The sequence below is a fragment of the Acidovorax sp. LjRoot66 genome, assembly GCF_964253305.1.
GTDB lineage: Bacteria > Pseudomonadota > Gammaproteobacteria > Burkholderiales > Burkholderiaceae_C > Acidovorax.
Genome location: NZ_CAXUQU020000001.1, coordinates 547,800 through 560,591 on the forward strand (window position 1 = coordinate 547,800; position 12,792 = coordinate 560,591).

The following is a 12,792-nucleotide window of genomic DNA, read 5'->3' on the forward strand; positions in this document are numbered from 1 at the left end:
CAACTCCCTCATACGGATTTGCATTTGATCGTACAACTAGGCGGGAGCCGCAGACAGTGCTGTAGCACGGCAAGGCGAACCAACGACGTTATACGGTTGAAGGCAAATCCGTATCAGATCAGCACGGCTTCCATGCCCCCATCGTGCAGGTGTTGCAGCACCTCTTCGATATGGGCCTTGCCCCGCGTCTGCAGCACCAGTTCGATCTCCACATTCTGTGCGGCCAGCATGGTGAAGGCGCGCTGGTGGTGCACCTCCTCGATGTTGGCGCCCGTGTCGGCCACCATGGCCGTGATGCGTGCCAGCACCCCCGGGATGTCGCGCGCACTGACCTTGACGCGTGCCAGCCGGCCCGAGCGCACCATGCCGCGCTCGATGATGGCCGCCAGCAGCAGCGGGTCGATATTGCCTCCGCACAGCACCAGTCCCACCTTCTTGCCCTTGAAGCGCTCGGGGTAGCGCACCAGTGCCGCCAGGCCGGCGGCGCCGGCGCCCTCCACCAGGGTCTTTTCGATCTCCAGCAGCATCAGCACCGCCTGCTCGATGTCGCCCTCGTCCACCAGCACCAGATCGTCCACCAGGCGCTGGATGATCTCCTGCGTGATCTTGCCGGGCGTGCCCACGGCAATGCCTTCGGCGATGGTCGATGTGCCTTGCGGGTGCTGTGTGCCCTGGATGGCATTGACCATGGCCGGAAAGCGCATGGTCTGCACGCCCACGATCTCGATGTCCGGGCGGATCGCCTTGGCCGCCGTGGCCACGCCTGCAATCATGCCCCCGCCACCCACGGCGACCACCAGGGTGTCGAGGTCGGGCACGGCGGCCAGCATCTCCAGGGCCAGCGTTCCCTGACCGGCGGCCACGGCCTCGTCGTCGTAGGGGTGTACGAAAGTCAGCCCGCGCTGCTCGGCCAACTGGTAGGCATGGGACCGCGCCTCTTCAAGGGTGTCGCCGTGCAGCACCACCTCGGCACCGAAGCCGCGCGTGCGCTGCACCTTCACGCCCGGGGTGAAGCGCGGCATCACGATCACCGCGTGCAGGCCCAGGCGCTGCGCATGGTAGGCCACGCCCTGGGCATGGTTGCCGGCGCTCATGGCGACCACGCCGCTGGCCTGCTCCTGCGCGCTCAGCTGCACCAGCTTGTTGCAGGCGCCGCGCTCCTTGAACGAGGCGGTGAACTGCAGGTTCTCGAACTTGAGAAACACCTGCGCCCCCACGATCTGCGAGAGGGTCTTGGATTCGACACAGGGCGTGTCGAGCACATGGCCCTGGACGCGGGCAGCGGCGGCGTGGATGTCTTGGAGGGTCAGCATGGCCGCCATTGTGGCGCGCCGGGGGCCCTTTGTGGGATGGCGGCGCTGCCTTTTCATGCACGCCATTGCCCGCCAGCAAGCGCCCTCAGCGCGTGAAGAAGCGCAGCGGCACCATCACCAGTTGCGGGAACAGCGTGAGCAGCAGAAGCACCGCCGTCTGCGCCAGCAGGTAGGGGATGACGGCGCGGATCACCGGCTCCATGCGCTCGCGGGCCACCCCGCAGACGACATTGAGCACTGTGCCCACTGGTGGCGTGATCAGGCCGATGGCGTTGTTCATGATGAACAGCACGCCGAAGTACACCGGATCGATGCCGGCCATGCGCACCACCGGCATCAGCACGGGTACCAGGATCAGGATGGTGGGCGCGAAATCGAGCGCCGTGCCCACCGCGAAGATCAGCGCCATGATCACCAGCATCAGCAGCACCGGGCTGCCCGCCAGGGGCTGCAGCATGTCGGCCACCACCATCGGAATGTTGGCGGCCGCGATGAGCCAGGCCGAGACCTGCGCCGCCGCCACCAGGAACATCACCACGGCAGAGGTCTTGGCGCTGGCCAGCAGCAGCCCGTAGAGCTGCGACCAGCGCAGCTCGCGGTACACCACGAAGCCCACGAACAGCGCGTAGAAAACCGCCACCACGGCCGCCTCGGTGGGGGTGAAGTAGCCCGCCTTGAGCCCGCCCACGATGAGCAGCGGCAGCAGCAGTGCCCAGAAGCCCGCCACGGTGGCCGAGATTCGCTGGCGCAGGGGCATGCGCTCGCCACGCGGCATGTCGTCGCGGTGGGACTGGTAGATCCAGGTGACCACCAGTGCCAGCGCCATCATCAGGCCCGGCACGATGCCGGCGATGAACAGCTGGGTGATGGAGATGTTGCCCACCACGCCCAGCATCACGAAGCCGATGGAGGGCGGTATCACCGGCGCGATGATGCCGCCCGAGGCGATCAGCCCCGAGGCGCGCGGAATGTCGTAGCCAGCCTTGCGCATCATCGGGATCAGCAGTGCGGCGACAGCGGCCGTGTCGGCGATGGCCGAGCCCGACAGCGAGGCCATGACCACACAGGCGAAGATGGCCACGTAGCCCAGGCCGCCCTTGAAGTGCCCCACCCAGGCACCGGCCACGTCGACGATGCGCCGCGAGATGCCGCCGGCATTCATGAGCTCGCCCGCGAGCACGAAGAAGGGAATCGCCATCAGCGGAAAGCTGTCGGCCCCGGAGAGCATGTTCTGCGCGATGATCTGCGCGTCGAACATGTCCATGTAGAACATCATGGCCATGCCGCAGGCCATGAGCGAGAAGGCGATGGGCACGCCCAGGGCCATGGCGGCCAGCAGCGAGAGCACGAAGACGGCGACGACCATGGTGTCAGGCCCCTTCTTCGCTGACGGCGACCAGCGACGCGGGGCTCACCCGCCCGCTCAGCAGCCGCGCGATGTTGACCACCGTCATCACCCCGATGGACGCCGCACACAGGTAGGCCACCGAATACACCACGCCCAGCGAAATGCCGGTCACCAGGCCGGTGTTGGCCATGTTGAGTGCGTGCTGGCGCAGCAGGCCCCACAGCAGCACCGCGCAGCAGGCCAGCGTGGTGCACTGCGCCAGCAGCACGGCCGCGAACAGCGCCTTGCCCGAGAGGCGGTGCACCAGCATGTCCATGCCCAGGTGGCCGCCCTCGCGCATGGCGAGGATCGCGCCCAGGAAGATCAGCCAGATGAACATGAAGCGCGACAGCTCTTCGGAGATGTTGATGCCCGAGTCGAACAGGTGGCGCAGCACCACGTTGCCGAACACCATGACGCACATGGCGGCCAGGCACAGCACGACGACCCCCTCCAGCGCCTTGAAATACCAGTGGATGAGTTGCTTCATGGAAAGTGGGGGGAAAGGGTGGACAGGCCGCGTCAGAACGCGAAGATCTTGCCGGGGTTCATGAGGTTGTGCGGGTCCATGGCGTGCTTGATCTGGCGCATCAGCTCCACCGGGGCTGCGCCCAATTCGTCGAGAAGGAAGCCCTGCTTGTGCAGGCCCACGCCGTGCTCGCCGGTGCAGGTGCCATCCATGGCGAGCGCGCGCCGCACCAGGCGCGCATTGAGCGCCTCGGCCTGCTCCACCTCGGCATGGTTGTCTGCATCCACCAGCATCTGCACATGGAAGTTGCCGTCGCCCACGTGGCCGACGATGGGCGCGAGCATGCCCGACTGCCGCAGGTCCTGCGCGGTCTGGCCCACGCACTCGGCCAGGCGCGAGATCGGTACGCAGACATCGGTGACCACTGAGCGGCAGCCCGGGCGCAGCTGCAGTGCGGCGAAGTAGACGTTGTGGCGCGCCTCCCACAGGCGCGTGCGCTCCTCGGGGCTGCTGGCCCACTGGAACTGAGCGCCCCCGCCGTCCAGCGCCAGGGCCTGCACGCTCGCCACCTGCTCCTGCACGCCGGCCGTGCTGCCGTGGAATTCGAAGAACAGGTGCGGCTGCTCGGGCAGGCCGGTGCGGCTGTGGCCGTTGAGCGCACGGATGGCCGTGGCGTCGACGAACTCGCAGCGCGCGATCGGCACACCGAGCTGGATGGTCTGTACCACCACCTGCACGGCCGCGTCGATGTCGGGAAAGGCGCACACGGCGGCCATCACGCTCTCGGGCAGCGGGTACAGGCGCACGGTGGCTTCCACCACCACGCCCAGCGTGCCTTCGGAGCCCACGAACAGGCGCGTGAGGTCGTAGCCCGCGGCCGACTTGCGCGCACGCTGGCCGGTCTTCACCACCTCGCCATCGGCCGTGACCACGGTGAGGTTGAGCACGTTCTCGCGCATGGTGCCGTAGCGCACGGCGTTGGTGCCGCTGGCGCGCGTGGCGCACATGCCGCCGATGGTGGCATCGGCCCCCGGGTCGATGGGAAAGAACAGGCCCGTATCGCGCAGCTGCGCGTTGAGCGCCTTGCGTGTCACGCCCGGCTGCACGGTGGCGGTCTGGTCCTCGGGGTGGATGGCGACCACCTGGTCCATGGGCTGCAGGTTCAGCGTCAGCCCGCCGCGCGTGGCCAGGGTGTGGCCCTCGAGCGACGAGCCCGCGCCATAGGGCACCAGCGGCACGCGGTGGTCGCGGCACAGGCGCACGATGGCCACCACCTCGTCCTGCGTGCGTGCATGGGCCACGGCGTCGGGCGGCATGGCGGCAAAAATCGACTCGTCGCGCCCGTGGTGCTCGCGCACCGCCAGGCTGGTGGACAGGCGCGGGCCAAGCAACTGGCCCAATGCTTCGAGGAAGGCGGGCGGCAGGGGCGGGCGGTCGGGCATGTCCATCACTGCGGCTTGGCCGCGGCGCGCGCCTTGGCGATCTCGCTGCGCACCAGGGCCATGAACTCGGGGCCGATCTTCTCCAGGTGCGGCGCAATCGCCGGTGGCACCTTGTCGCGGATGGCCTGCAGATCGGCCTCGGAGAACTGCGTCACCTGCATGCCCTTGTCCTTCATGCCCTGGAGGGCCGCACCCGCCTCGGCGGCGGTGGTTTTGCGCTGGTAGGCCGTGGCGCTTTTGGCAGCGCTGGTCATCATCTGTTTCTCGTCGGCCGAGAGGCTGTCCCAGTATTTCTTGGACACCGCAAAGATCAGCGGCGAGTAGACGTGGCCCGAGAGCGTCATGTACTTCTGCACCTCATAGAAGCGCTGGGTGTACATCAGCACGATGGGGTTCTCCTGGCCGTCGAAGGCCTTGGTCTCCAGCGCCACGAACAGCTCGGACCAGGGCAGCGGCGAGGCGTTGGCGCCGATGGCCTTGAACGCATCGAGCGTTAGCGGGTTGGGCTGGGTGCGCAGCTTCAGGCCCTTGAGGTCGTCGAGCTTGTTGACCGGGCGGCGCGAGTTGGTGATGTGGCGAAAGCCGTTCTCCCACCAGCCCAGCACGTGGATGCCCACGCCGGCGAGCTTGGTGTTGAGGGTTTGGCCCACGGGCCCGTCGAACACCGCGTGGGCCTCGGCTTCGGTGTTGAACAGGAAGGGCACGTCCTGGAACCCGAGCTCCTTGACCTGGCCCAGCAGCGCCAGCGCACTGCCGGTGTAGAACTCCTGCACGCCACCCTGCAGGGCGCCCAGCATCTGCGGGTCGGGCCCCAGGGCCTGGTTGGCGATCACGGTGATCTTCATCTTGCCGCCGGTGGCCTTGTCCATGTCGGCGGCGAACTGCTTGGCGGCAAGCCCGGCGGGGTGGCTGTCGGCCAGGCCATGGCCGAAGCGGGCGGTGCGGGGCTTGGCGTCCTGGGCCTGCACGCCGAGGGCGGCCAGGGCGGTGAGGGTGCCGATGAGGGCGGTGCGCAGCAATCGGTTCAATGGCATGGCAGTCTCCTGGGGTTTGGGCGTTATGCGGTGGCGGGCTCGAAGGGGCGGGGCGCCGTGGCGGCCACGGCGTGTACGGAGTTGCGCAGCAGGCCGATGCGCTCGATCTCCACTTCGCAGACGTCGCCGGGCTTCATGTACAGGCGCGGTTCGCGGGCGTGGCCTATGCCCGCCGGGGTGCCGGCCACGATGAGGTCGCCCGCCTCGAGCGTGATGGCCTCGCTGATGGTGACGATCAGCGACTCGATGTCGAACACCATGTCGTCGGTGTTGGCCGATTGCACGGTCTGGCCGTTCAGCCGCGTCTGCAGCAGCAGGCCGCGCGCGCCGGGGGGCAGCTCGTCGGCGGTCACCAGGCAGGGGCCGAAGGCGCCGGTGCCGTCGAAGTTCTTGCCCATGGTCCACTGCGGCGTCTTGAACTGGTACTCGCGCACGCTGGCGTCGTTGAACACCGAATAGCCCAGCACGTGGGAGAGCGCGTCCTCCCGCGCGATGCGGCTGCCGCCAGTGCCGATCACCGCGACCAGCTCGCCTTCGAAATCGAGCGAGTCCGACAGCGGCGAGTGCAGCAGGGGTGCGCCGTGCGCGATCACGCTGGAGTTGAAGCGCGCGAACAGCGTGGGGTAGGCGGGCTGCACGAAGCCGCTTTCGGCCGTGTGGTCGCGGTAGTTCAGGCCCACGCAGATGATCTTGGCCGGCCGCGCCACGGGGGGCAGCAGTTGCACGGCTGTCAAATCCACGGTGCCCTGGCGGGCCATGGTGGCTGCCGCGGCGTCCAGCGCAGTGCGACCCTGGCGCAGCAAGTCGTCCACATCGCCGGGGTAGGCGCCATGGCCCTCGGTGGTGCCATGCCAGGCCCCGGTGGACGGGTGGCACACGGCCCAGCCCTCTCGGCCGGCCGATTGGAAGCGAAGCAATTTCATGGGTTCTCCTGGTGGGCGGCCACGGGGCGTGGTGCCCTGGCTGCATGGATATATATTTGATCAAATAATCTATTATTCTCTTGTTGGTAGATTCCCGGATAAAATGGCGATGCCATGCTGACCATCCCTCCCAAGCGCACCCAGGCCGAGACCGCCTGTGACCTCATCCGTGCCGAAATCCTGGACGGGCGCCTGCCGCCGGGCGCCAAGCTGAACATCAAGGCTGTCGAAGAGCGGCTGGAGCTGAGCCTGGGCGCCGTGCGCGAGGCGTTGTCGCGCCTGGGGGCCGAGGGCATGGTGGTGGGCGAGTCGCACCGCGGCTACCGCGTGAGCCCGGTGAGCAAGGACGAGCTGCTGGACCTGACCCGCGCCCGCGTGGAGATGGAATCCCTGTGTTTGGGCCAGGCCATGGAGCACGGCGAGGTCGAGTGGGAGACGCGCATCGTCGCAGCGGCCCACCGCATGGAGCGGCTGCAGTCCCTGCCGTCCGAGGTCGAGGCGCGGTCCACCACCGCGTGGAACGATGCGCATGGCGAGTTCCACGAGGCGCTGGTGAGCGCCTGCCCTAACCAGTGGCTGCTGCGCATGCGGCACATGCTCTACCGCCAAAGCGAGCGCTACCGCCGCCTTTCGGTGCCGCTGAGCACCGACCACCGCGACGTGCGCGGCGAGCACCGCCAGATCATGGAGGCGGCCTTGGCGCGCGACGAGGCCCGTGCGTTCGCGGCCATCGACACCCACCTGTTCGCCACGGCGCAGATCATCCTGCGCTCGCCGCTGCTGCAGGAAGGCTGAGGCCGCTGCGCTCGCTGTAACCCTCTGGATCACAGAGTGTTACCGGCCTGTGGCAGCACGGGGTGTACCGTGGCGTGTTTACGGAGGCGTCGCCATCGCCCGTTTGCACAGCCTGTTTCTCTCGCTGACCTTGATCGCCGCCGCGCTGGGGGCAGGTTCCGCCTGCGCGCAGGGAGCGGCCGCGGCCCGTCCTGCCTGGCCTGAGCTGCTGCAGGATCAGCTCAACCAGGTGGCGGCGCAGAACACGGCGGGCATCGGCGTCTATGTACGCGACCTGGAGAGCGGCATCGCCGTGTCCCATCGCGGCCAGGAGCGCTGGTACCTGGCCTCGACGGTGAAGATCCCGGTGGCGCTGGCGGTGCTGCAGGCCGTGGAGCGGGGCGACTTCACGCTGGATACCAAGCTGCGCCTGCGTGCTTCCGACTACGTGGACGGTGCAGGCCATACCAACGCCAAGCCCGTGGGCACGGCGCTGAGCATCCGCTACCTCATCGAGCAGATGGTCATCTACAGCGACAACACCGCCAGCGACATGCTGATCGGCCTGGTCGGCATCCGCGCCGTGAATGCCCTGGTCGAGCAGCTCGTGCCCCGGGGCTTCGAACGCATCACCAGCCTGGCCGATGTGCGCCGCCACGCCTATGGCCACCTCACGCCGCAGGCATCGCACCTGTCCGGCCATGACTTCCTGGTGATCAAGCAGCAGCGCAGCGATGCGGACCGGGTGCAGGTGCTGTCGCGCCTGCTGCACGTGCCGGCCGTGTCCTTCCTGTTGCCCAGCGTGGGCGATGCCTTCGAGGCCTACTACGCCAGCGGCTTGAACTCGGGCCGGCTCGATGCGTACGCCGACCTGCTGGAGCTGCTGGTCAACGGCAAGGTACTGCATGCCGCGCACACGCGCTACCTGCTGGGGGTGATGGAGCGGGTGCAGACGGGGGTCCACCGCGTGCAGGCCGGCCTGCCCAGGACGGCGCGCTTTGCGCACAAGACCGGCACGCAAAGGGCGCGCACATGCGACTCCGGATTGGTCACTGTCCCACGCCTGGGCCGCGACCAGCGGGTTATTGTGGTTGCCTGTACGCGTGGAGAGCTGTCCAGCGCGCGTTCAGACCGTGCCCTGCGCGACGTGGGGGCGGCCCTGTGCAACTCTGGCCTGCTGACCGACGGACGAACCCATGACCCAGAGTGCCCTCCCGTTGCGCGCGTGTTGCACCGCGCTGATCCTGGCGAGCGCTAGCCTGGCTGCGCATGCCGCCGCCTGGAGCGACGCGCTGCGCCAGCAGATCGAACGCATCGACCAGGCCACGCCCGGCCAGCTGGGCGTGTACGTCAAGCGGCTGGACAATGGCGAAGTGCTGTCTTACCAGGCGGACCGGCCCTGGTACCTGGGCTCCTCGGCCAAACTGCCGGTGGCCATTGCCATGCTGCAGGAGGTGGAGCAGGGAAAACACAGTCTCGTCGAACAGGTCACCTTGCAGGATACGGACAAGGTCGACGGTTCGGGCAATGTGGTCTGGAACAAGGCCGGCACCCGCTACCGGGTGGACGCACTGCTCAAACGCATGCTCATGGAGAGCGACAACACGGCCGCCAACATGTTGATCCGCACCATCGGCGACGACGCGCTCAACCGCCGCGCGCGCGACCTGCTCGGTGCCAAGGGCTTCGAGCGCATCACCAACTTCGCGCAGGTGCGCTATGACGTCTATGCCGAGCTGCACCCCGATGCACTCACCATGACCAACATGGACCTGGTGCGCCTGGCGGCCGCACCGATGGGGCCCCAGCGTGTGGACGCGCTGGCACGCACCATCGAGGTGGACAAGGCGGATTTCCGCGTGAAGACCATGGACGAGGCCTACCAGCGCTATTACGCGCGCGGACTCAATTCCGCGCCGCTGTCAGCCTACGGCGGCATGCTGGAGAAGCTGGTCAGCGGCAAGTTGCTCTCCCCCGCGCACCAGCAGCGCCTGTTCACCGACCTCAAGTACGCCAGCTACGATGCCTACCGGCTCGAAGCCGGCCTGCCGCGCAGCGAGCGCTTCATCCACAAGACGGGCACCCAGCTGCACCGCGCCTGCCACATGGGCGTGGTCAACCCGCAGGACGGCGGCCGCGCGGCCATCGTGGTGGCCACCTGCGCCGAAGACCTGGACGAGCATGGCGAGGCGGGCAAGGCCTTCGAGCAGATCGGCCGGGCCATCACCGCGACCCTGCTGCCGGGCAAGAAGCCCGGCCGATAAGCAACCGAGGCTACTGCGCGCTGACGCGCAGCACCTCGTTGCCGTAGGCTTCGAGCTTCTTGGCACCCATGCCGCTGATGCCCTGCAGGTCCTCCAGGGTGGCCGGGTTGCGCTCGGCAATCGCGGCCAGCGTGGCGTCGTGGAAGATCACATAGGCCGGCAGGTTGTGCTCCTTGGCCACCTCGGCACGCCAGGCCTTGAGGTTGATGAAGCGCACCTGCGCATCGGGCCCCAGGTTGGCGGCGGCCGCCGGGGGCGCGCTGCCCTTGCGGGTGCGCTTGGCCTGCGCTGCCGATACCGATTCGCGCAGCTGCACGGGGACCTCGCCCTTGAGCACGGCGCGCGAGCCTTCGGTCAGGCAGAGGGTGTCGAAGCTGTGGCCGCTGTCCAGCATCACCTTCTGCAGGCCCAGGGCGCCGGTGGCGATCAGCTGGCGCAGCACGCCGCGCAGCTGGGGCTCCGACAGATCGGCCCCGATGCCGAAGGTGGAGATCTTCTCGTGCCCGAACTGCAGCACCTTTTCGGTCTGCTTGCCGCGCAGGATGTCCATGATGTGGCCGGTGCCGAAGCCGATACGGCTGACCTGCTGTACCCGGTAGATGGTGGACAGCAGCTTGCGCGCTGCGTCCGTGGCGTCCCATATGGCGGGTGGCGTCAGGCAGTTGTCGCAGTTGCCGCAGGGCGTGGACGCTTCGCCAAAATAGGCCAGCAGCCGAACACGCCGGCAATCGGTGGCCTCGGCCAGGGCCAGCAGCGCATCGAGCTTGCCGCGCAGGCCCTGCTTGAACTCCTCGCCGGCCGGGCTTTCGTCGATCATGCGGCGCTGGTTCACCACGTCGTTCAGGCCATAGGCCATCCAGGCGTCGGCGTTCAGGCCGTCGCGGCCTGCGCGGCCGGTTTCCTGGTAGTAGCCCTCGATGTTCTTGGGCATGTCCACGTGCCCGACGAAGCGCACGTCGGGCTTGTCGATGCCCATGCCGAAGGCGATGGTGGCCACCATCACGATGCCTTCCTCGCGCAGGAAGCGGTCCTGGTTCTTCTGGCGCACCTTGGCATCGAGGCCCGCGTGGTAGGGCAGGGCGGCCAGGCCCGCGTCGCTCAGGGTGGAAGCCAGTTCCTCCACGCGCTTGCGCGACTGGCAGTACACCACCCCGGCCTCGCCCGCATGCTCGCGCTCGATGAAGCGCAGCAGCTGGGTGGTGGCGTCCTTCTTCTCGACGATGGTGTAGCGGATGTTGGGGCGGTCGAAGCTGCTGATGAACAGCCGTGCGTCCTCGAGCTGCAGGCGCTCGATGATGTCGGCGCGCGTGAGGTCGTCGGCCGTGGCGGTGAGCGCGATGCGCGGCACGCCGGCATAGCGCTCGTGCAGCACCGTGAGGGCGCGGTACTCGGGGCGGAAGTCGTGGCCCCACTGGCTCACGCAATGCGCCTCGTCAATGGCGAAGAGCGACAGGTGCCCCTCGTTGTACAGGCTGTCGAGCAGGCCCAGGAAGCGCGGAGTGTTCAGCCGCTCGGGTGCCGCGTAGAGCAGCGTGATGGCACCGGTCTGCAGGCGAAATTCCACGTCCTGCGCCTCGTCGAAGCTCAGCGTGGAGTTCAAAAAGGCGGCATCCACCCCCGCCTCGTGCAGGGCACCGACTTGGTCGTGCATCAGCGCGATCAGCGGCGAGATGACGATGGTCACCCCGCGGCCCTGCTGCTGGCGCACGATGGCCGGCACCTGGTAGCACAGCGACTTGCCGCCGCCCGTGGGCATGAGCACCAATGCGTCGCTGCCGCCGATCACGTGCTCGACGATGTCCTGCTGGGGGCCCCGGAACTGCTCGTAGCCAAAGACGTCGTGCAGGACGGTGTGGGCGGGTGACGGGGCGGATGACAAAGGACGAGAAGACAAACGAATACTCGGGTTTAAGGGCCGTTGGCGCTTTTTCAGCAAGCGATGGCAGCCAGTTGTATCAATGGGGCCTGGCAGATGCCATTTGGCCTGTTGCGCGGCAGGCGCATATTGTGCGCTGCATGCGGGGCGCGGCCGCACTTTCTACAATAGGGGGATGCAAGCCCTCCACTACACCCGCGCCCAGCAGCTGCCCGACATCCTCGCCCAACGCATCGCCATCCTCGATGGCGCCATGGGCACCATGATCCAGCGCTTCAAGCTGGGCGAGGCGCAGTACCGGGGCGAGGGCTACACCGGCCCCGGCGGTGCGGGCGACCGGTTCAAGGACTTTCCGCGCGACGTCAAGGGCAACAACGAGCTCTTGAGCCTCACGCGGCCCGATGTGATCAGCGACATCCACGAGCGCTACCTGGCCGCCGGTGCCGACCTGATCGAGACCAACACCTTCGGCGCGACCACCATCGCGCAAGAGGACTACAAGATGGCCGACCTGGCGCGCGAGATGAACCTCAAGTCGGCGCAGCTGGCCCGCGCCGCCTGCGACAAGTACAGCACGCCCGACAAGCCGCGCTTCGTGGCCGGCGCCCTGGGCCCCACGCCCAAGACGGCCAGCATCAGCCCCGACGTGAACGACCCCGGCGCGCGCAACATCGACTTCGAGCAGCTGCGCGCCGCTTACTACGAGCAGACCGAGGCCCTGGTCGAGGGCGGCTCCGACGTGCTGCTGGTCGAGACCATCTTCGACACGCTGAACGCCAAGGCCGCGCTGTTCGCCATCGACGAGTATTTCGAGCACAGCGGCCAGCGCCTGCCGCTGATCATCAGCGGCACCGTCACCGATGCCTCGGGACGCATCCTCTCGGGCCAGACCGTGACGGCCTTCTGGAACAGCGTGCGCCATGCGCGCCCGCTGGCCATCGGCCTGAACTGCGCCCTGGGCGCCACGCTGATGCGCCCCTACATCCAGGAACTGAACCGCGTGGCGGGCGATACCTTCATCAGCTGCTACCCGAATGCCGGCTTGCCCAACCCCATGAGCGACACCGGCTTCGACGAGACCCCCGAGGTCACGAGCCGGCTGGTGCACGAGTTCGCGGCCGAGGGGCTGGTGAACATCGTCGGTGGATGCTGTGGCACCACGCCCGACCACATAGGCGCGATTGCGCGCGCGGTGGAGGCAGTGCCGGCGCGCCGCATGTTCTACGCCGCCGAGGCCTGACTCCGCGGGCCAGCGGGCCGATTTGTACGAAAATCGACCCATGCGATGGGTGTGCCATCGCCTTGCGCTA

11 protein-coding genes are annotated in these 12,792 nt (G+C 67.8%); 4 read left to right on the forward strand and 7 right to left on the reverse strand.

Annotated elements, in window-relative coordinates:
- Positions 1-113: 113 nt before the first annotated feature.
- The 6 genes from ACSQ3Y_RS02600 to ACSQ3Y_RS02625 all read right to left on the reverse strand — a co-directional run bounded on the left by ACSQ3Y_RS02600 (position 114) and on the right by ACSQ3Y_RS02625 (position 6,568).
- Entirely contained in the window at positions 114-1,313 is a 1,200-nt protein-coding gene (locus ACSQ3Y_RS02600) for a threonine ammonia-lyase (protein ID WP_436176342.1), read from the reverse strand.
- A gap of 85 nt (positions 1,314-1,398) precedes the next feature.
- Positions 1,399-2,679: a TRAP transporter large permease subunit gene (locus tag ACSQ3Y_RS02605; protein WP_436176343.1), complete on the reverse strand. Its 1,281-nt coding sequence runs from the start codon at positions 2,677-2,679 to the stop codon at positions 1,399-1,401.
- A gap of 4 nt (positions 2,680-2,683) precedes the next feature.
- Complete coding sequence (locus tag ACSQ3Y_RS02610) at positions 2,684-3,190, reverse strand: TRAP transporter small permease (protein ID WP_436176344.1); 507 nt, start codon at positions 3,188-3,190, stop codon at positions 2,684-2,686.
- A gap of 32 nt (positions 3,191-3,222) precedes the next feature.
- The gene (locus tag ACSQ3Y_RS02615; RefSeq protein ID WP_436180073.1) at positions 3,223-4,611 is read right to left on the reverse strand and encodes an FAD-binding oxidoreductase; all 1,389 of its coding nucleotides are present in this window, start codon (positions 4,609-4,611) and stop codon (positions 3,223-3,225) included.
- Between the two features lie 5 nt (positions 4,612-4,616).
- Positions 4,617-5,645 (reverse strand): TRAP transporter substrate-binding protein, encoded by a 1,029-nt coding sequence (locus ACSQ3Y_RS02620; protein WP_436176345.1) that lies wholly within the window; start codon positions 5,643-5,645, stop codon positions 4,617-4,619.
- A gap of 23 nt (positions 5,646-5,668) precedes the next feature.
- Positions 5,669-6,568, reverse strand: a complete 900-nt coding sequence (locus ACSQ3Y_RS02625; RefSeq protein ID WP_436176346.1) for a fumarylacetoacetate hydrolase family protein — start codon at positions 6,566-6,568, stop codon at positions 5,669-5,671.
- A gap of 114 nt (positions 6,569-6,682) precedes the next feature.
- Here ACSQ3Y_RS02625 and ACSQ3Y_RS02630 point away from each other — a divergent pair, with 114 nt between their 5' ends.
- The 3 genes from ACSQ3Y_RS02630 to ACSQ3Y_RS02640 all read left to right on the forward strand — a co-directional run bounded on the left by ACSQ3Y_RS02630 (position 6,683) and on the right by ACSQ3Y_RS02640 (position 9,606).
- A complete protein-coding gene (locus tag ACSQ3Y_RS02630; RefSeq protein ID WP_436176347.1) occupies positions 6,683-7,363 on the forward strand; it encodes a GntR family transcriptional regulator in 681 nt (226 codons plus the stop codon).
- A gap of 103 nt (positions 7,364-7,466) precedes the next feature.
- Entirely contained in the window at positions 7,467-8,600 is a 1,134-nt protein-coding gene (locus ACSQ3Y_RS02635; RefSeq protein ID WP_436176348.1) for a serine hydrolase, read from the forward strand.
- Positions 8,539-9,606, forward strand: coding sequence for a serine hydrolase (locus ACSQ3Y_RS02640; protein WP_436176349.1), 1,068 nt, complete (start codon positions 8,539-8,541; stop codon positions 9,604-9,606). The genes ACSQ3Y_RS02635 and ACSQ3Y_RS02640 overlap by 62 nt, the downstream gene beginning before the upstream one ends.
- A gap of 10 nt (positions 9,607-9,616) precedes the next feature.
- Here the strand turns inward: ACSQ3Y_RS02640 and recQ are convergent, their stop codons facing one another.
- A complete protein-coding gene (recQ, locus tag ACSQ3Y_RS02645) occupies positions 9,617-11,485 on the reverse strand; it encodes a DNA helicase RecQ (RefSeq protein ID WP_436176350.1) in 1,869 nt (622 codons plus the stop codon).
- 172 nt (positions 11,486-11,657) lie between these two features.
- On the opposite strand from recQ, the gene ACSQ3Y_RS02650 reads away from it, so the two are divergent.
- Positions 11,658-12,722 (forward strand): homocysteine S-methyltransferase family protein, encoded by a 1,065-nt coding sequence (locus tag ACSQ3Y_RS02650; RefSeq protein WP_436176351.1) that lies wholly within the window; start codon positions 11,658-11,660, stop codon positions 12,720-12,722.
- The last annotated feature ends 70 nt before the right edge of the window (positions 12,723-12,792 follow it).

What these genes read in the sequence shown, in the direction of transcription:
- ACSQ3Y_RS02600 (WP_436176342.1), bottom strand. Translation starts at nt 1,313, where the DNA reads ATGCTGACCCTCCAAGACATCCACGCCGCCGCTGCCCGCGTCCAGGGC.
- ACSQ3Y_RS02605 (WP_436176343.1), bottom strand. Translation starts at nt 2,679, where the DNA reads ATGGTCGTCGCCGTCTTCGTGCTCTCGCTGCTGGCCGCCATGGCCCTG.
- ACSQ3Y_RS02610 (WP_436176344.1), bottom strand. Translation starts at nt 3,190, where the DNA reads ATGAAGCAACTCATCCACTGGTATTTCAAGGCGCTGGAGGGGGTCGTC.
- ACSQ3Y_RS02615 (WP_436180073.1), bottom strand. Translation starts at nt 4,611, where the DNA reads ATGCCCGACCGCCCGCCCCTGCCGCCCGCCTTCCTCGAAGCATTGGGC.
- ACSQ3Y_RS02620 (WP_436176345.1), bottom strand. Translation starts at nt 5,645, where the DNA reads ATGCCATTGAACCGATTGCTGCGCACCGCCCTCATCGGCACCCTCACC.
- ACSQ3Y_RS02625 (WP_436176346.1), bottom strand. Translation starts at nt 6,568, where the DNA reads ATGAAATTGCTTCGCTTCCAATCGGCCGGCCGAGAGGGCTGGGCCGTG.
- ACSQ3Y_RS02630 (WP_436176347.1), top strand. Translation starts at nt 6,683, where the DNA reads ATGCTGACCATCCCTCCCAAGCGCACCCAGGCCGAGACCGCCTGTGAC.
- ACSQ3Y_RS02640 (WP_436176349.1), top strand. Translation starts at nt 8,539, where the DNA reads ATGACCCAGAGTGCCCTCCCGTTGCGCGCGTGTTGCACCGCGCTGATC.
- ACSQ3Y_RS02650 (WP_436176351.1), top strand. Translation starts at nt 11,658, where the DNA reads ATGCAAGCCCTCCACTACACCCGCGCCCAGCAGCTGCCCGACATCCTC.